General features: G+C 67.2%; 12 protein-coding genes. 8 read left to right on the top strand and 4 right to left on the bottom strand.

Annotated elements, in window-relative coordinates; all coding sequences use genetic code 11:
• The first annotated feature begins 439 nt into the window (after nucleotides 1–439).
• Entirely contained in the window at nucleotides 440–988 is a 549-nt protein-coding gene (locus SPRI_RS00225) for a hypothetical protein (RefSeq protein WP_037775682.1), read from the top strand.
• The gene (locus tag SPRI_RS39010; protein ID WP_234020483.1) at nucleotides 985–1,953 is read left to right on the top strand and encodes a coiled-coil domain-containing protein; all 969 of its coding nucleotides are present in this window, start codon (nucleotides 985–987) and stop codon (nucleotides 1,951–1,953) included. Before SPRI_RS00225 ends, SPRI_RS39010 begins: the two co-directional genes overlap by 4 nt.
• 72 nt (nucleotides 1,954–2,025) lie before the next feature.
• Here the strand turns inward: SPRI_RS39010 and SPRI_RS00215 are convergent, their stop codons facing one another.
• Both SPRI_RS00215 and SPRI_RS00210 read right to left on the bottom strand, forming a co-directional pair.
• Nucleotides 2,026–2,253 carry a hypothetical protein gene (locus SPRI_RS00215; protein ID WP_005322180.1) on the bottom strand — a complete coding sequence of 76 codons (228 nt, stop codon included), beginning with the start codon at nucleotides 2,251–2,253 and terminating at the stop codon, nucleotides 2,026–2,028.
• Between the two features lie 210 nt (nucleotides 2,254–2,463).
• Nucleotides 2,464–4,572, bottom strand: coding sequence for a KAP family P-loop NTPase fold protein (locus SPRI_RS00210; protein ID WP_063805317.1), 2,109 nt, complete (start codon nucleotides 4,570–4,572; stop codon nucleotides 2,464–2,466).
• Nucleotides 4,573–5,652: 1,080 nt separating this feature from the next.
• Here SPRI_RS00210 and SPRI_RS39920 point away from each other — a divergent pair.
• On the top strand, nucleotides 5,653–7,386 hold the full coding sequence (locus SPRI_RS39920) for a zinc-ribbon domain-containing protein (protein ID WP_359660367.1): 1,734 nt from the start codon (nucleotides 5,653–5,655) through the stop codon (nucleotides 7,384–7,386).
• Nucleotides 7,387–7,601: 215 nt separating this feature from the next.
• On the opposite strand, the gene SPRI_RS39005 is transcribed toward SPRI_RS39920, so the two are convergent.
• Both SPRI_RS39005 and SPRI_RS00200 read right to left on the bottom strand, forming a co-directional pair.
• A complete protein-coding gene (locus SPRI_RS39005; RefSeq protein WP_238996192.1) occupies nucleotides 7,602–7,916 on the bottom strand; it encodes a hypothetical protein in 315 nt (104 codons plus the stop codon).
• A 186-nt stretch (nucleotides 7,917–8,102) separates the two neighbouring features.
• Nucleotides 8,103–9,209: a hypothetical protein gene (locus SPRI_RS00200; protein ID WP_005322187.1), complete on the bottom strand. Its 1,107-nt coding sequence runs from the start codon at nucleotides 9,207–9,209 to the stop codon at nucleotides 8,103–8,105.
• A 1,678-nt stretch (nucleotides 9,210–10,887) separates the two neighbouring features.
• Between SPRI_RS00200 and SPRI_RS00195 the strand changes: the two genes are divergently transcribed.
• The 5 genes from SPRI_RS00195 to SPRI_RS00175 all read left to right on the top strand — a co-directional run bounded on the left by SPRI_RS00195 (nucleotide 10,888) and on the right by SPRI_RS00175 (nucleotide 19,002).
• Nucleotides 10,888–12,789 (top strand): ATP-binding protein, encoded by a 1,902-nt coding sequence (locus tag SPRI_RS00195; RefSeq protein WP_199782735.1) that lies wholly within the window; start codon nucleotides 10,888–10,890, stop codon nucleotides 12,787–12,789.
• Nucleotides 12,790–12,866: 77 nt separating this feature from the next.
• Nucleotides 12,867–14,036, top strand: a complete 1,170-nt coding sequence (locus SPRI_RS00190; RefSeq protein ID WP_005322190.1) for an exonuclease SbcCD subunit D — start codon at nucleotides 12,867–12,869, stop codon at nucleotides 14,034–14,036.
• Nucleotides 14,037–14,074: 38 nt separating this feature from the next.
• Nucleotides 14,075–17,428: an AAA family ATPase gene (locus tag SPRI_RS00185; RefSeq protein ID WP_005322191.1), complete on the top strand. Its 3,354-nt coding sequence runs from the start codon at nucleotides 14,075–14,077 to the stop codon at nucleotides 17,426–17,428.
• On the top strand, nucleotides 17,425–18,459 hold the full coding sequence (locus SPRI_RS00180; RefSeq protein ID WP_037775684.1) for a hypothetical protein: 1,035 nt from the start codon (nucleotides 17,425–17,427) through the stop codon (nucleotides 18,457–18,459). The genes SPRI_RS00185 and SPRI_RS00180 overlap by 4 nt, the downstream gene beginning before the upstream one ends.
• 150 nt (nucleotides 18,460–18,609) lie before the next feature.
• Entirely contained in the window at nucleotides 18,610–19,002 is a 393-nt protein-coding gene (locus tag SPRI_RS00175; protein WP_234020485.1) for a hypothetical protein, read from the top strand.
• Nucleotides 19,003–19,147 lie beyond the last annotated feature (145 nt).

Below are 19,147 nucleotides of genomic sequence, written 5' to 3'. Positions count from 1 at the left end.
GACACCCTGCAGCACGCATCCAAAGGCCGGTCATGCGGGCGGAGTTGCGTCTGCGGGGACCATCCGAGGCGGCAGTCCCAGTGTGGGCGATCGAGAGAAGCGCAGCGCCGTTAACCGTAGCTTTGCGTCGGCGACGAAGCGGTGGGACGCCGGCGCACTCGCCTTGGACGTTTTGCCTTGCCGTCTGCTCTACAAGGAAGGAACGGCACAACGGGAGCATGAGAGTGATGACCAGTGAGAAGAAGTTGCGGCTGGCGACTGTCCTGAACTCAGTTCAGGATGGTGAGTGTGATGCCGGGCCGGGGCACCCACTTTGTCCTGACTGGAACGGACCTCGAAAATACGGCTGGATACCGTCGATCAATTTCGGGCTGTGGCGTACTGCCCGTGGGAAGGCCTTGGACGTCAGACGTCGGTCCGTGGTCAGGGGGACGGAGCAGTGAGCAAGGTACGGCATGAGATAGAAGCCGAGTACCGGCAACTGCAGCAAAGGCTTCTCGCCCGTCATGGTGAGACGGCCCGGTATGAGGCAGGGGATGAGAACTTCGGTGCCGAGTACGCCCGGCTGCTCCAGGCGGCCGACGAGCTCCTGGCATTCGAAAAGACCATCCCCGCCAAGCTTGCTGAGCCCGAGCGGCAGCTGAGCGAGCGCATCGTGCGGATCTCGTGGCTGGGGCAGACCGCTGTCGCGCTCGCGCTGATCGTGCTCACCTTCGCCCTGGGGCACTCGGCTTGGTGGCTGGTGGTGCTGGTACCCCACTGCATCGCCACACTGTCCCTCTCCTTCCAGAAGGTCACGGACAAGAACCACCGCTTCTACCGGCACTTGACCATCGGCCTGCACCTGGAGTGCTTGCTGGTCGCGCTCATTACCTTGAGCGTGATCTCACTGTGGTTCGTGATCCTCGCCATCATCGGGTGGCTCGTCCTCGCCGTCACGGTCAGCGAAGGACCGGGCGACGCGGTCAAGAAGGGACAGTCCAGGTGAGCCTGAGCGACGACTACAGCTACAAGATACGGAGCTTGGACAGCCGCATCGAGGACCTGGAAAACGACCTGGAGTCACTGAAGACAAGCTTCGGCTACATCGACGACCTCGAACACGAACTCCGCAGCATCCGCAGCGCGGTGAGCGACGCCGACGACAAGGCCGACGAAGTCCGCAGCAACCTCGAGGACCTGGACACCGAAGCCCGCGGACACATCGCCGACACCGGCCGGGCCCTGAAGAAGCTGACCGCGCGCATCCAGCTGATGGAGGCGAACCTGGCGGCCGCGGACAAGATGCCCCGCGCCGACTTCGACTCGTTTCCCGCTTCGTGGCGCGCCCTTGGCGTACTCGCCGGCAAAGCCCGCGCAGCCCGCACCATGCTTCTCACACACGTTGAGCGGGACAGCAATTCCTCCTCCATCCGCTCCCACCAAGAGGCCGTCGAGCAGCGCAACGAGCAGTACGCGGCAGTCCTGACTGCTGCCGAAACCCTGGCCAGCACAGCGTTCGGCACACCCCAGCACGAGCAGGCCAGCCAGGCCTTCACCACGGCCCGACACCAGGCTGACCAGTACGCTCGAACGGCAAGCCACCGTGCCCCCTACGCCCGGCGTGCGCGGGCCGCGCTGGCCCGGGACCGTGAGACGCGGGTGCGCGATGCCGAGCTCCTCACCGAAGGCATCGAGGCTCAGAAGCAGCTGTACCAGAAACTGCGCAATCGCATCGCGGAGGCGATCCGGGCCAGGTCACTGCTGCCCATGTGGTTCGTGACGGTGCTCGGCCCGGTTGCGCCGACCCGCAAGACAGAGGACTGGCTGGAGGCAGCGACATCCCTGCTTGCCTACCGCATCACCTACAACATCACCGACCAGGTCCTCGCCCTGGGCGGAGAACCAGACGACGACGATCCCGGGCGAGATCAATGGCGTCAGGAACTGACCGAGGCACTGCGCCACTGGTAACGCCCGGCGAGCATGCCGTCGCGGCACAGTGCCGCGACTGACCGAGGTGGTTGTGGGCACGCTGAGGCAGATTCATTCCATGATTCGGTCGACGAACAAGCCGGCGGCGGTTGCCCCGGCGGTGACGGCCACGGGCCAGGAATTCACGGTGAGGATGGCGAACAAGCTGGCGCCGATGCCGGTCAGCGCGACGAACAGGAAGATTGTGGCGGAGCGCTGGTGGAGCAGCCCCTTGCTCTTGCCGACTTGGTATGTCTGGACCTGAGAGCACCACGCTCCTGCTGCCGCTGAATACGGCAAGGCCCTTTCCCGGGCAGTCCTTGGCGGTGCAGGCGATGCTGGCGTTCCACCGCACGACCGCGCCACTGCGCGGTGCGGGCCTTCTGACCGCAGGCCTCCGCACTGGCCGTGCCTTGCTGAGCTGGTGCCAGAACGCTACGAAGCACGGTGGGCGGGCAGTCGGTGATGGGGAAGACGTGGCGCGAGCCGCCCGCGGAGCATGGTGCGTGGTCAGAACTCCTTGGGGCGCCAGCCTGTCGCGTACTTCTCGTACAGAGCCAGAGCGGCCGCCAGGTCCTCGTTCAGCTCGACCGTCCCCTCCTGCAGGCACTGCTGCAACAACGCGACGGCCTCGGCCAGATGCGCTTCCCCGCCGTAGACGCTCACCAGGGAGTCCCACCTGAGCTGCTTCTCGGTCCGCACGGCCACGCTACCCATCGTCTGGCTGTGTACCGGCGCCACTCCGCTTTCCAGCAGGCGCGCGACGACGCGGGCATCGAAGGCCGGCTCAAGGACAGGCGGACCGTCTGCTGCTGCCACAAGGACCGTTCGCAGCAGCATCCGCTCGTCGGCAAGGTCCTCGGGCCCAGCCGTGCGGAGCTGGGAGGCAAGTTCCTGCCTGAGCAACCGGGCGGATTCATCTGGAATCAAGCCCTGCTTGCCTGGACGGCCCGCGGCGATGTCGAGCAGAAGGACCTTTCCGTACAGGCTCGGGATGCCGTGAAAGAGGTTGCGGACGGTGGGATCAACCGCGTCGCCGCGGAGGTTGCGCAGCAGAACACTCACCGGGCTCAGCACCGCCCATTCACCGCCGGGGGAATACATGCCCGTGGAGCCCAGCCGGACCCGCGGCAGCTGCCGCATCAACGCCGCAGCCGTAGACAGCACGCTCTCCTCAGGCAGGTCGCGACAATGGGGGACCAGACGCTTGAGCGTGTCGTCCAGCAGGGCATCCGGCACCTGCCCCAGTACCTCGTCGAGCGCGCTCTCGTCGCCGATGCAGGCCACGGCCTGGTCGATGCCCGCAGCGGGTGCCCGTCCGGCCGGAAGCCTGCGATGGAGATAGAAGTCCAGTACCGTGCTGCAGGCGACCCGCCGGTCCCGCTCCCAGGCCGGGATCCAGTCAGAGCCGTAATTCGGGCCGCCGAAAAGCCGCTCGGCGGCCGGGAACAGCAGGTGGACGACCGTCCGGGCGTGGCCGTTCAAGAGGCCGGTGAACTCTTCCACGAACGCTTCCTCACGTGCTGCCCGGTCTGTGCTGGGCCGGTACATCGTCTTGGCTGGCGCCAGCAGGTCTGCGGCAGTCGGCAGCATCGCGTGCGCTGCGGGATAGCGCACGCGAAGGGCCTCAAGCGCCAGAACGTCGACCAGATTCACCTCCAGACCCAGGCTTCGCACGGCCAGTGGCACCGATGCCAGATACCGCTTCACATCCCGGATGGTGGAGAACATCGGGAGAATCAGTTGCACGAGCACGTCCGGCCACCGCGACGCATGGAACAGCCCGGACTCGATCCCGTCGAGCGCCTGTGCCAGTCCTTCCGCGATGACCGGGGAGAGTGCCTGCGTGGGCAGCGGCGGCACCTCCACCGACATCTTCACGATCTTCTCCAGGTACGCGGATCCTCTGACCGCCTCATCCGTCAACGCCGCCTCCACCACCTCGCGGTCGAAGCACAGGACGTAGACGATGTTCGGGAACGAGCCGGTCAGACGCACCAGGCGGAAGAGATCTCGGATCTCCTGCTGTGACAGCCGGTCAATGTCATCGATGAACACCACGATCCGTCCTGGCAGTTTGATCAGGAGCTCAGTGAGCTGCGCTCGTTGTTCATGGATGGTCCCCTGTTCCTCGCCAAGGAGTTTCGACGTCCCCGCGGCGACCGCGCTTGCGCCGTCCAGGACGACGCCGGCTCCGGGGACGAACTTCAGTGGCGACAGGGCGGCTGAGTACCTGCCCAGCCGCTCAGCGACGGTGCGGCCCGCGTCCTTGAGTTTGTCCTTCAGCCGGCGCCCGTCCCGCAACTGCCCGGCCAATTCGTCGAAGAAGAACCGCATGAGCTGGTCCGTGCCGGAGAAGAACCACGGGTTGAACTGGACGACGTGCACGTCATCGACCGCGTCCAGAGCGCTGCAGGTGAGATTCGCCAGCGACGTCTTGCCCGAACCCCACTTCCCCGTCAGTGCGACAACTGCGCCGTGCTTCGCGGACGTTCGACGGATTTCCACGGCGAACACATCAGCGAGGTCCGCACGCTGCAGCAAGTCCTGGCTGGCGTCATCGATCGGGTCATCTCCGCTGAGAAGACTGCCGACGTGGATCGATGCGTTGTCCGTCATGCCCCACCCGTTTTCGGTCCTAGAGCCAGCGAGCGTAACGCCGCCCTCTGACAGTGAGGCGGCGGCTGGGTACGCCGACGCCTTGGCCACGGCGGATGCGGCCAAGAAGGTCACGGTGTAGGCAGCGAGGCCCCGGTGGGGATGAGGGCGGTGCCGCCGGTGAGGGTGTACCACTTGTCGGCGCCGATGTACTGGACGGCATGCACGCGCTGGCCCTGTCCTCGGTGAGGGTGGTGCGGACGGTGAGGTCACCGGTGATTGCGCCGGCTGGCCTCCTACGAACGCAACCTGGCACAAAGCATGCCGCCATCATGGCTGGATCTGGTGCAAGCCTTCGCGGCGGCCTGCGCCATGCAACCGCCTCACTACGCCAATGGCTGTGGACCTGGGCTGACGGTGGCACCGTCTGGGAGGACTTTCTATGACCGCCCTTCTTTGCACGGTCGCGCTCTGACGTCCATCTCATTGAATCGCGAGGTGCGCTGGTGCGTATCCTTCTACTCCCTCGCGTGGTGCGTCTCACAGGGTTCGGGGCTCGGCCTTCAACCCGCAAGCTGAGCAGGTATCTTGGGGGCGGGCTCTCTCTCAAGCTTCATCAGTTGAGAGGGGACATCTCATGCACAACAGCAAGCCCAGCAAGCGGCAGCGACTCCTTGAGTTCGCGGTCCACGTCGCAGTCCAGGCGACGGGCACCGTTATTGGTGGCCTGATTCTCGCCTGGCTCGGCCAGCAGTAACGGGAGAGGGCCAAGTCCCCGCACCGGCCATCCCCTGGCCCACGCGGGGGCGGGACCAGTCCGCCAGAGGCGTAAGTCACCAATCAGCCCCCAGTTGGCGGCTTGCTGCCATTTCACCAAGCTGCGGACAGAAACGCACAGTCACGCTAGAGTGACTGACGGCTGACTTCGCCAGCCTGTGCGACTCCGGAACTCAACCCACGCTGTCTGGGAGTTGGCCAAGGATCTCCGATTCGCGAGTGGTTGGGTCATGCCGTTATCACGGCGCTGCGCGTGGGGCACGCCGAGAAGGAGATCGGTCCGTGACCAGGGGCAACGCCCGCAAGAAGACCGTGCGCCAGCGGATGAAGGAGACTGGGGAGCCGTACGCCCTGGCTGCCCGAAGCGTGCCGCCCCCGCCACCTCCTGGGCCTGGCAGTGGTATCGCATCTGCGTCAGAGCCTGACCCCGATCGCTGCCAGCAGTGTGGAGCCCGGAACAGGGCCAAGCATCCGCTGTGCCTGGCGTGTCGTCGCGACCTTGTCGCGGACGAGTTCGTTGAGAACCTGAGCCGGCCCGGTACACCGTGGGAGGCTATGAGTGGCGGCGTTGCCGACCTGTGTCGGTGGAAGTGTCGCGCATGCTCCTCAACGTGGTCGGCTAAGCTCAGCAGCCGTACGGGTACCAACCAGACCGGCTGCCCTGAGTGTCACCGGACTTCCAATAGGGCCCCGTCTCCCGCCAAGTCCCTCAAGGCGCTACGGCCCGACATCGCACGCCAGTTCCGCCGCAACATCGAGATGCCGGGCCGCGGTCCTGATCGTCTCGGTCCGGCTAGCCACTATCTCTGCGAATGGGAGTGCGACAGCGCGCATCTGTGGTCCGCGCGGGTTGTTGACCGGACCGCAGGAAATGGTTGCCCCGATTGCAGGACTCACGGCCGCTCCCGGTTGGAGTTCGAGGTCGCAGCGCTGCTGTCTGCCGCTACCGGGCTCGTCGTAGAGCTTCATCAGACAGTCACGCTTGCCACCGGACGACGCCGCGAGGTAGACCTTCGGCTGCCCGAAGTGCCGCTCATCATCGAGTTGGACCCGATGGGGAGCCATGCGTCGTCGGAGGGCGTCGATCGGGATACCCGTAAGACGCAGCAACTGATTGCCAATGGGCATGCCGTCCTTCGAGCACGTCATCGCGGCCTTCCAGTGCTAGGCGTAGACGGCTACGTGCACGTCGAAGTAGCGCCAGGGCTCAACGCCTGGTCATGGGCTCGAGTGATCGGGCGATCGCTCGATGCCCAAGGCATCGCTTGGAAAGACCTTGACCAGGATGGGATCACAAGCGCACTTACCGCAGCAACCAGGAGGTGGTCCGAGGTCTGCGCTGCGCCTCCTAGCCCATCGGCTCGAGACGCTGCCCCACATCTTGCGGACGAGTTCCGGCGCAATCTTGATCACCCAGGCCGAGGTGTGGACTGGATGCCGCCCGGCTGCACAGACCGTTGCGTCTGGCAGTGCCAGATGTGTTTGCGTACCTGGGAAGCAAGGCTCGACAAGCGGACGCTGCGCGGACAAGGGTGTCCGGACTGTGGGCGGCAGAAACTCGCTCAAGCGATCATCCGTCCGAAGTCCGGCGAGTCGCTCGAGGATCGCGAACCGGACATTGCTGCGGAACTCGTCAAGGTGATCAGCGACCCGCTGATGACCGCGCAAGATCTCCGGCGAGGCAGCGGGCTGAAGTGCTTGTGGCAGTGCTCGGTCTGTGGCCACGAGTGGGAGGCGACTCCAAACGCGCGCACAATCCCAGGTCGGAAGAGTGGCTGTCCTCCATGCAGCGTGAAACGCCGCGGCGCAGCACGCCGGCGCCCCGCTGCAGGGCAATCGCTGGCTGACCTCAACCCCGACCTCGCGAAAGAGCTGGTCAAGGTAATCGATGACGCGATGCTTACAGCTTGGGATATTGGGCCAGGTTCCGGGAAACGGTGTCTTTGGCGCTGCGCAGCCTGCGGCCACAAGTGGACCACTACTCCCGACCAGCGCACGAAAAGAGGTACAGGCTGCAAAGCTTGTTGGGAGCGCCGCCGAAGGGGTCGCGCCAAGTAGGCGGTGGAGGCACGGAGCAGATCGTGCTGCGGGAATGAGGAAGCGAAGCAGGCCGGGGAGTCAAGAACCACCGGCCTGTCCGCCGCTGGCGCCATGCCGGCATATCGGCGGCCTGCATCCGGCGGTTGCCAACCGGTGCGTGAAGGAGCAGGCCGCATTGGATCAGCGGTTCGTGCTCGGCGCCGCCTCCAGCGTCGGGTCCGCGTCCGTGAGCCTCACGATCCTGTGATGCCAGTACCACCGCATGTTTCCTGCTTGCCTGCCGTCAGCATCCTCCTCAGCACCTCGGTGGGCATTTCCGCCCACCGGGCCACCTCCTCCAGCGGCACCCCACTGTTCACCGCCGCCACCGCGGTCCGCTTCTGCTGGGTGAACGCCTCGATGCGTTCCTTCCTTTCGCGGAGCTCCTTCGGAATCTCCGCGTGCGCCGAGTCGAACGGCTCCTCAATACCGACCACTGCCGGGAACGGCTGGTCTGCCGTCCCGATGCCGTAGACGGGAACATCGGGGACGAGCGGCAGCACGATCACGCGGGATCCCCCCTTCGGGTTGAGCATGGCGGGCAGGTGCGGCGTCCTGCGAGTGATCGCATAGGGTGACCATCTCCATTTGGACAGCCCGTCAGGAGCGCACATTCATGCCGGGCTGCCTCGTGCGGCCGTCGAGCCATGGGCTCCTCTCACGAGGGGCGAATGACGAGTGGCTGGGCCTGGCCATCAGAACCGCGCGTAGCGGTTTTCAATGCAGTTGCGACATATGTGGATCGCATCTTCGTCGGGGCCGATGTCGAGGACAGTCCCGCAACCACCTTCACAGTCGATCAAGTTCTTGAATACGGTGCCGCACGAGAAGCACAGGGGCGTTGCATCGGGCTGGCCCGCCGCGGTCACCGCTTCGATCACCAGAGCGCCTATTTCGCAGTCCGGACACTCGACCACCGGAGAGTCTCCACCGTCCTTGATGGCGGAGTAGTTGTCCAGCCCCAAGATGATCCATGCATAGTTGGCGGCTGCGGACTCTGGATCCTGCGGCCATACCTGGTGGCAGAACAGGCAGGTCGGGCCCTCGTCCCTGCCGTTAGCGACCAAGGCCCACTGCTCGCAGTCGGGGCACTTCACCGTCACGTCGGTGACCTTGGCCAGCTCGCTCCGGAGGTTATTCATGCGCTGCTTGACCAGCGTCTCGATGCCCTTGAGTTTCAACCGGAACGAGTCCATGTCTTGCTCGACGCCCTTAGCTTCGGCGGGTTCGAGTTCCGGGATGAGGTGTCTGTGGATGAAAGCGATCAGGAAGTCGAGCACCCTCGCCGCACGCGACTCGATGGCGTACGCGTTGTGCTTCAGCCCGTAGTGCTGAAGGGCGTTGCGGTGGTCCGATAGGTCTTTGATCCGTTTCCGGTCGTCCTCTTCGATTGCGAGGCGGGCGATGTTGCGGAGCCGGTCGAACGCGTCCAGGGTGCCGCAGCTCTTGAAGTCGCCCTTCTGCCACGCGTCGTGAGTCGCCTCGGTGGGGTCGGCGAAGATAAGGCTAAAGTGCTCGCGCGCCAGACGGGCCTTGAGCAGTACCTCGGTGGCCGCCTGAAGGTGAAGCACCGTGTACTTGAGGTCACGGGCGCTCGGAGGTGTCGCACCTTCCGTCAGGTGTTGAAAGACGCTCACCAGGTAGTCCATGCCGTTGGACACGGGAGTGTAGGACACGTCCAGCCGAGGGGACGGACGCTCCGCCTTCTTCGCACTCACGACGGGCATGGCCGCCGGTGCCGGGATTTGCTCCGCGCTGCCTTCGGGCTCGTCGGGCAGCTGCGGTCCAGGCCGGTCGGTCATTGGGTTCCTCCAGCAGGTAACGCGATTCCAGGGAGAACATCCGGCATGACCGCTACACCCGTGCTCCCCGAGGCTGTAAGGAAGGCAACGACTTGTAGACACGGAACAACAGTCACGACCGTTCGCCCGCCCTTATCGTCGCTCTTGGCCACCGCCGCTGCACGTCATTTGCACGCTTGGCCAACACCCCGCCGCCAGAAGGCTCACCACGGGGACCTCTGGACTGATACACCAAGGGGACCAAGGTCACGAAATGTTGATCCTCTCTGCCGACGCCTCTAGTCCTGCTCCAGGCGGTCGAGATGCGCCGGCTGCTGGCGGAGGCGGGGCTCGAGATCGGCGCGGGGAAAGTGTCGGCGCTGTGGTCGGCGACTGATGGTCTGCGGGGGAGTGCCAGTGGGCATCGTCGTCTGAGTGTCAGGCGTCTCAATCCAACGCATCGAACAGCGACTGCTGAGCGGGGGCTGGAAGCAGCAGGCTGCCGTACCGACCGTCGTCCAGCGCGTGACGGCACGTGTCCCGCAGGGCGAGTCTGACAGCTCCGGCCCCCAGTACCCGTCGCTCCAAGACCACAGGACTCCGAAGGCAACGGGCATTGCAGGGCGGCGGCGTCCCTACGACGCTTCTGCCTGCAGCGGCCAGCTCAGGGTGGCAAGCCCCGTTGGACTGCCGATGTGCACGTACTGCGTGCGGCCGTGGGTGTGGACGATGTTGGTGACCGGCGCCGCGGTTGCCTGGGGAGTGGGTCGCATCGGCCGCCTCACTGGGGCTGCTCTTCCTTGGTGTGGCCCGAGGTATCCACGCCGCCTCCACCATATGGCAGCCCACCGCTGAGCGAGCAGCCTCGTTCAGCATTTGCGCCTGGGCTCAGTGAAGGGGACCGCACGTCTGCCGGGAAGCGGAGTCGACCGGACAGCTTCACCTGGGACGCGCAGCAGCGTGACCGATCAGCGCTGCGTTCGGGAGGCCGCCGCCGTGTTGCTTCCAGGGGTGGTGCGAGAGGTTGCGAAATGTGTGTGCATAGTGAAGGGATCGTGTGTAGGATGCGCGCAGACCGCGTGCGGGTGGGGTGCTTGAGGCGGTTATTCACCGCCTGTGCCGTTCGTGGTGCGGGCCCAGCACGCCGGGGGTGCGGATGTATCTGGCATGTCTGTGTGCCGAAAATTTCCTGCTCTTCGGCTGCGCTCGGCAGAACGATCGGTTCAGGCCGTACGTCTGCAGGCCGACTTCGGCCCGGCCACCCATGCTGCGGTCGGGGAGAACGAACAACAGGGCGGGACCGCTTCTCGCCGACGCCATCCGCCTGTGCCCTGTGACGCGGATAAACCGACCACGACATCACCCGTCGGCGATCAGCGACGCGCCTTCGGCCAACACGTGGGTGGTCCGGCGTCGATGGTGGAGCGCTCCAGCGGGGGAAGTTAGCCAACGAGCTCTGGCACGCGTCCGGTTGCGAGCTCAAGAGCTGGGGGACCGGTGGGCGGGACTGACGGGTACCGGCCTTGCCCGGGTTGCGCATCTGCAGGGTAAGCCGCCCCTGTGCCCGTCGGGACTGGGCGTCTTTGGAGTCCCGGCAATCTGTGGAACTGCCCAGTAGTTTCGGCGCCCCGGCGTACGGTGTCACCGCCAGCCGCCAGGGCCGCCCCGCCGCACGATGAGATAGGCACAGGGACCGCCGATGACCGACACCGACTCCGAAACCCCGGGCGTCGAAAGCACTACCTCAGGCCGCGGTTCAGCGCCCCTGACGAGTCAGCAGCCGCCTGGAGGCCTGCCCCCCAGTGGCGGTGTCGAGCAGGAGGTCGGGAAGGTTGCAGGCACTGAGGACTCCACACCGTTGAAGTTTCACGTCGCCCTTTCCCCAGATGCGTATCTGCAGCTCGACGACGTGGTCAGCACCCGTCGGCAGATCCCCGGCTACGGCGAGGTCGTCACCTCAGGGGTGGTGACGGAGGTGGTCGCCCGCCACGAGGGCGCCGCGTTCGGCTCGGATGTGTTCCTCATTGCGGACGGGATCTTGCCGGCGACCGTGCAGGAGATCGCTGAGGTCACCACCACCCGCGTCGAGCCCGAGTGCTACGTCCCGCCACGCCCCGGCGCAGTCGCGATCCGGGCGGCGGGTGCTGACCGGGACGCCGCCTTGTACTTCGACAAGATGGACGCGCGGATCCCCGCCGGCATCGGCCGTGACGGCGAACCGATCTATCTCAACCTCGAGTTCCTCGACGGTACCCGCGGCGCCCACGTGTCGATCTCAGGCATCTCCGGGGTGGCGACCAAGACCAGCTTCGCGCTGTTCCTGTTGCACTCGCTGTTCACCTCGGGTGCCCTGGGAGGCCGCGCGGTCAACGCCAAGGCCCTGATCTTCTCGGTCAAGGGCGAGGACCTGCTGTTCGTCGACCAGCCCAACACCCGCCTCGACGAGACGCTACGCGCCGCGTACGCGCGGCTCGGCCTGCCCGCTCGACCCTTTGCCTCCGCCGGCTTCTACGCGCCGCCGCTGCCTGGTGATACCACCGGCCGCCCCCACGTCACCGGCCGGACCAGTGGCGTCACCGCGTTCTGGTGGACGCTCGCGGAGTTCTGCCAACGCGAACTGCTCCCGTACGTGTTCGCCGACGTCGAAGACGAGAAGAACCAGTACACGATCGTCGTGCACCAGGTCACCAGCCGGCTGCGCCACGAGGCCCAGGCCGCAGGGAACGACGGCGCGGTCGCCATCGACGGAACCACTATCCGCACCTGGGCAGAGATGATCGAGTTCATCTCCCAGAAGGTCACCGACGAGGGCACACGCGCCCACTGGGCGGGGCCGGCGGTGGGAATGGGTACCGTCAACGCATTCGTGCGGCGGCTGCGGTCGTCCCAAAGGCCGCTGGGCCCCCTGCTTCGTGGCGACCTGAGCACGGTCACCGACCGTCCGGTCACGCACTCCATCGACACCTCGGGGCAGCAGGTCACCGTCGTGGATCTGCACAACCTGCCGGAGCGGGCCCAACGCTTCGTTGTGGGTGTCGTGCTAGCCGCGGAGACCGACCGCAAGGAGCAAGCCGGTCCGGGCGGGCTGCTGTTCACGATGATCGACGAGCTGAACAAGTACGCGCCCCGCGAGGGCTCCTCACCGATCAAGGACGTCCTGCTCGACATCGCCGAACGCGGCCGCTCGCTCGGCATCATCCTCATTGGCGCTCAGCAGACCGCCTCCGAGGTGGAACGGCGCATCGTGTCGAACTCCTCGATCAAGATCGTCGGCCGGCTCGATCCCGCCGAGGCCGGCCGCCCTGAGTATGGCTTCCTGCCCACCTCGCAGCGGCAGCGCGCCACCCTCGCCAAGCCCGGCACCATGTTCGTCTCCCAGCCCGAGATCCCGGTGCCGCTGGCCGTCGAATTCCCCTTCCCCGCTTGGGCCACCCGTCTCTCCGAGGTCGCCGACCCCACCTTCACTACCGGCACCTCGCCTGCTGACTCGAACGCCGGTGGTGCGGCGCGACCGGACCCGTTCAGCAAGCTGCCCCAGACCCAGAGCGACTCGTGGTTCGACGACCCCGACGATGGGGCCATCGACGAGCCGCCCTTCTGACGTCCGCCGACGCGCTTTCAGATCACGCCTGACGCAATCCGCTGCTCTGCTTCAGCCATCCGAAAAGGACCGACCCGGTGAAGTTTCTGCATACCTCCGACTGGCATGTCGGCAAGACCCTCAAGGGCCGTAACCGGCTCGAGGAGCAGGCAGGCGTACTGCGTGAGATCACCCAGATAGCCGTCGGCAACGACGTCGATGCTGTCCTCATCGCTGGCGATCTCTACGAGAACGCCGCGCCCACCGCGGACGCCCAAAGGCTTGTCGTGCGCACCCTGCTGCAACTGGCCAAGCAGGACATCGAGGTCGTCCTGATCGCCGGCAACCACGACCACGGTGCCACACTCGAGGCCTACAAGCCGCTGATGGACATCGCCGGCATCCACGTCTATGGCCAGGCCCGCCCGGCCGCAAAGGGCGGCGTGCACAGCTTCCGCGCCAAGTCCACCGACGAGCGCGTCAACGTCGCCGTTCTGCCGTTTCTCTCCCAGCGCTACGCCGTCCGCGCCGCGGAGATCATCGCCAACACCCCGTCCCAGAACGTCGGCGCCTACGACCAGCTCATCCGAGATGTCCTGGACAACCTGACAGGGGCTTTCACCTCCGACGCCGTCAACATCGTCATGGCCCACCTGACGTGCACCGGCGGCGTCTTCGGCGGCGGCGAGCGGGCAGCCCAATCGATCATGGAATACCACGTGCCCGCCGCTATCTTCCCCGTCGAAGCGCACTACGTGGCCCTGGGCCACCTGCACCGCCGACAGACGATCCCGGCCGCCTGCCCGGTGCACTACAGCGGATCCCCCTATGCGATCGACTTCGGCGAGCAGAACAACACCCACGTGGTCTGCCTCGTCGAAGCCTCTCCCGGCACCCCCGCGAAGATCACCGACATCCCGGTCACTGCCGGCCGCAGGCTGCGCACCATCGAGGGGACCGTCGCCCAGCTCACCGCCGACCCCGCCGTCTACGGCGAGGACTACCTCCGGCTCGTGATCACCCAGCCCGCCTACGCCAGCATGCGCGACGACCTGCTGGAAGCCCTCCCCAACGCCCTCGAAATCCGCATCCACCCCGACCACGCGAGCACCGGCGCCACGGCGGGCATCGCCACCCACCAGCCGACCAAGACGCCTGCGCAACTGTTCTCCGACTACTGCCACAGCGTCGGCGTCAGCGACGACCGGGTCACGGCCCTGTTCAACCACCTGCACGACGACCTGACCCGCTCGACCGCCCGCTCCTGACCCAGCGGCCCTGACACCCGCTAAAGGAATCCCTCAACATGCGCCCCGTTCGCCTGGAGCTCAACGGCTTCGCCGGTTTCCGCGCTCCCACCGTGGTCGACTTCACCAACGCCGACTACTTCGCCCTCGTCGGCCCCACCGGGTCAGGCAAGTCCACCGTTCTCGATGCCCTCACCTTCGCCCTGTACGGCTCGGCCTACCGGTGGGGCCGCAGCAACGCCATCGCCTACGCGCTCGCCCCCACGAGCAACCGCTGCACGGTCTCGCTCACCTTCGACGTCGCATCCCAGCGCTACCAAGTCGCCCGCGAAGTCCGCCGCGTCGGCCAACAGATCCAGCAAAAGACCGTCAGCCTGGTGAAGTTCGCCGACCCCACGGCGGTCGTCACCGACGCAGACGGGCCACAGCCGGAAGTACTGGCCGGAGAAATCAAGGAACTCAACGCCGCCATCGAGCAGTTGCTCGGACTGTCCTTCGACGACTTCTGCCAGTGCGTCGTCCTGCCCCAGGGCGACTTCGCCCGCTTCCTGTCCGCCAACGCCCGCGACCGGCAGCAGATCCTGCTCAAGCTGCTCGGAGCCGCCCACTACGAAGGCATCGGCAAACGCGCCGGCGCCCAGGCGGCTGAAGCAGCCAAGGAGATCGCGGTCCTCACCGACCAGCTGAGCCGGCACGCCGACGCTACCCCGCAAGCCGAGGCCGACGCCCAGGCACGCCTCTCGGCACTGGGACAGCTGGCCGCCACCGTCGACCAGCTCGTGCCCCGCGTCGCCGAGGCACACTCCCGCGCCGACGACGCCCACGCACGTGTCGCCACTCTGCGCACCGAACTCGCCCGGCTCACCCCCCTCCGCACCCCGGACGGCATCGGAGAGCTGCAGCGCCGTGCCGTGGAGGCCCAGACAGCCGCCCACAAGGCCCGCGACGCCGCCGACGCGGCTGCCCAGACCCTGGCCGACGCCACCAAAGCTGCCCAATCCGGCCCGCAGCGCGCTGTCCTCAACATTGCCCGCGACCGCTACACCGAGAAGGCCGGCTTGGCCGGGCGCCGCGACGCAGTCATCGCGGCTGCGCAGCGTGCCCGCCAAGAGCTGGCGCAGAGCGAGGAGCGGCTACGGGCGCTGGCAGACGCCGTCACTAAGGCTCGCCGCACCGCCGAGGAGACCCGCGGCCGCCGCGACCGGGTACAACAGGCGTACGCGGCATTGCAGCGTCGCCAACAGATGCTGGCTCCCGTCCGAACCCCCGACGGTGCCAGTGATCTGACCAGCCGGGCAGCGGCTCTGGCACGGCAGGCCGACGCCGCCGCCACCCAGCTGGCCGCGGCCCGCGACCGGCACAACCAGTCCGCTTCCGCGCTCACCGCCGCCGGCGACGGCAGCCGGCTCACCGAGGCGCGCGAGGTACTCGACCAGCTCCTCCACGTCACCAGCTCCCTCACCGACGCCACCAGCGAGCTGGATGACGCCGTGGAGGCAGTCGCCCAGGCCGACAGTGCGGTCACCGGCGCGCAGGTGCGTCTCGACGCGGCCACGGCCGCCCTCGAGGAAGCCCGCACCCTCGCCGGTGCCGCCCAGCTACGCCCTCAGCTCCAGGTGGGCCACGCCTGCCCGGTCTGCGAGCAGAGCGTCACCATCCTCCCGCCGCCGCTGTCCGACCCGGCCCTGGCCGCCGCCCAGGCCGCGCGTGACGCTGCGGTCCGCGAACACCGTGACCTGCTTTCCCAGCGTCAGGCCGCCACCAGGACGGTTGCCGCCAAGCAGCGCGCCGCGGACACCCTGACCCAGCGGCGCACCCTGCTCGATGAGCGGCTGGGCACGCTGTTGCCCGATCGTCCTGCCGACACCGAACGCGACTGCGACGCCGACCGCGCCCATCTTGACGAACGCGCTGCAGCCCGTGACCAGTTGGTCGCCGCCGAGCAGCAGGCACGTGCCGCGGTACAGGAGGCCGAAGCCGCGCACACCTCCGCCACTGCGGCCGTCGCCACGCTGCAAAGGGAGATCGATCGCACCCGCAGCGGACTCCACACGCAACTGGGCGCCCTGGCCGAACTCGACCCGCCTGCCGTCGACACCCATGACGTGACCGCCGCCTGGTCCGACCTGCAAGCGTGGGCCCAGGCCCAGAGGTCCACGGTGGAAGACGACCTTTCAGCCGCCCAGGCCGAGGCCGCCACCTCGCATCAGGCCCACCAGGACGCGACCGCCACGCTGGAAGTAGCCGAGCAAGCACACGCCACCGCCCACAGCGTCCACACCATCGCCGTCCAGCAGAGCGCAGCCGCCGACCACGCGCAGAGCACCCTGACCGACCGCCTGAGCGAACTGCAGACGCTGCTGGACCAGGCGCCGCCCGCAGATGCACTGCCGGGCCTGTTGGAGGAATGCGACCGCCTCGAAGCGGCCGTGGAGACCGCCACAGCCGAGGCAAGTCAGACACGCGAGGCACTCAAGGCGGCGGAGGCCGAACAGCAGCAGTGGCAGGCTCGCACCGCGACCGCCTGGTCCGAGCTGACTGCTGCCCGGGACGCGGTGGCGGCCCTTAAACCGCCGAGCCTGGACACCGACGACCTCGCCGCCGCCTGGGCCAGCCTGGCCGCCTGGGCCATCCGCGCGGCCGACGACCGGCAGGCGGACACCCTGCGCGCGCAAGCCGACGCCCACACCGCACACAGCGAAGCCGACCAACTCCTGGGCCAACTGGAGGGTCTGCTGCGCGACCACGACCTGGATCCCCAAGACCTCGGCGACGGCTCCGAGCGCGCCGCCCAGGCCCCCCGGGTGGTAGCGGTCGCAGCCGAGCGGGCCCGGGGCCGGGTAGAGATGATCCAGCGCAGCCTCGCCGACGCCGCCGCCATACAGGACAAGATCGACAGCGCCCGCACCCAGCAACAGGTGGCCGCCGAGCTGGCCAGGCTGATGCGGTCCAACAAGTTCCCGCAGTGGCTGGCCGATTCAGCCCTCGACATCCTGGTCGCGGGTGCCTCGCAGTCGCTGCGCCGGTTGTCGGGTGACCGATTCGACCTCAGCCACCACAAAGGCGAGTTCTACGTCATCGACCACTCCGACGCCGACTCACAACGCTCGGTTCGCACCCTGTCCGGCGGCGAAACCTTCCAGGCCAGCCTTTCACTGGCGTTGGCCCTGTCCGACCAGCTGGCCGGCATGGGCGGCGCGACGAAGCTCGAGTCCATATTCCTCGACGAAGGATTCGGCACCCTTGATCCCGACTCGCTCGAGATGGTCGCCGACACCCTGGAGAATCTCGCCCAAGGGGAGCGGATGGTCGGGGTGATCACCCACGTCACCGGGCTCGCCGAACGGGTGCCGGTCCGCTTTCAAGTACACCGCGACCCCCACACTTCCGTCGTCACCCGGGAAGGCACATGACAAGCACGGCACATGCGGCCCGGATGCGATTCCATGTCGACGGCTGGGACCCCACCTACGGCTCCAGCGTCGAAAACGCCGAGAACACCATCGGGGACTCGACCGCCAAAGTCATCCCCGACCTCGAACTCGCCCCGGCCGACTGGAAGCCCATCTCGACCTCCCACGTGCCCGACCCCGGCGCAGTCCTGTTCGTCGACGGCGTACGCCGCGTCGAGGCCCGCATCTGGATCGAGCAGCCCCCGGCCGCCGAACCGGCCCCAAGCGCCATCAACCACGCCGACGACGCCCAGATGGCACTATGCGCCTCCTATGCGGCCGGCACCGTGTGCTGCTGCCCCGACCGTGGCGCGCACCTGCTGACCATCGAATCCCGACGCGGCCTGTTCACCACCGCCACCAACGCCGTCGACGTGCCCACCACGGCCGGTACCTACCAGGCCAACATCACCTTTGAGGACCAGGAAGAAAACCTTGCAGTGCTGCTCTCAGCGGCACTGCAACGCCGACTCGGCGACCTTGAAATTCTCGTCGCCGTCAACGCCCGCACTGCCCTGGCCAGCCACGGCGTCGCCGCCGGCTCGGACCTGCTGGTGGTGGACGGTCCGCTGCGCGGCCGCACCCATCTGCCGCGAGCGCTGGGGCTCATCAAATCCCACCGCACCGCCTACCTGCCGCCCGACCTGCACGCGATGGTCAGCGCCCTGGCCGCCGGCGAACGCACCCCGGTGTTCTTGATGGGCACCTCCTGGGACCGGCACGCCTGGTACCTACGCCTACCGTGTACGCCCGGGGCCCCGTGGGCCGGAATAGTACGGCTGGAATGCGCCGCCGACATCCCCACCCCGGAGGCGATCGCGTTGGCCAACCTCTCGCAACTGGTACTGCCGCGGTACGCCAGCTGCGAGTACAAAGACGCCCGGGCCCCCCAGAACCTGGTGCCGGTCGCCGGGCTGGAGAGGGAACTGCGCCGCCGCCTGGGCAACCCTGCCCTGCTCAGCAGGGCCCTACGCGTGGCAGCGGCGAGCTGAGCCGCAGTTCCTCGCATTTCCGCTTCGCGCCGCACCGACTGGCGCCTCCTGCACGGAGCGGACTGGCACCGCAAGTACCACCTGCTGCGCGCCCACCTCGAATCCGGCGCCGACCCCGCCGCACTCACCTGCGCCACCCTCTTGGCCGGGGTGAAGATCGGCTCCTGGCTGCACCGCCAGCTCACCACCTGGCCCACCCTCCACCCCGGCCAGCAGCAACTGATGGCCGCCCTCGGCCTCACCCCCGACACCAACCCGTTCACCCCCGTCCGTCGCGCCCGCCGTACCTTCGAGGAGACCGTCCAGCTCCTGGAACTCTTCCTGCACCGCGAAGGCTGCATCCCTGCCGCCCGCGAGACGATCCGCGTCGACGGAGACACCGTCAAGAGCGGCGCCTGGCTCGCCAAGGCCCGCACCAAGCACGGACGTCTGGTTCGAGGGGGAGTGGACAGCCGAGGACGCCGTTCCGGCCGTCCTGGTGGTAGAGGCTGCACACATGGCTACCTCGTGTCAGAGCCTGTACTCTGCCGTGGGCGGACGTGAGCACACAGGCCTCGTCAGTGCCGCCTGGCATGGTTCTGAGTCATGTTCGACGGACTTCATGACATCGACTGGGCGTCGATGGAGCACGCGTACGGCTCGGCCGAGTAGGTACCGGCGCTGCTGTGGGCGCTGCGCTCCCCGGACG

Origin of the sequence: Streptomyces pristinaespiralis, from assembly GCF_001278075.1 — a bacterium.
Classification (GTDB): domain Bacteria; phylum Actinomycetota; class Actinomycetes; order Streptomycetales; family Streptomycetaceae; genus Streptomyces; species Streptomyces pristinaespiralis.
This window is presented reverse-complemented; position numbering and strand designations above follow the sequence as displayed.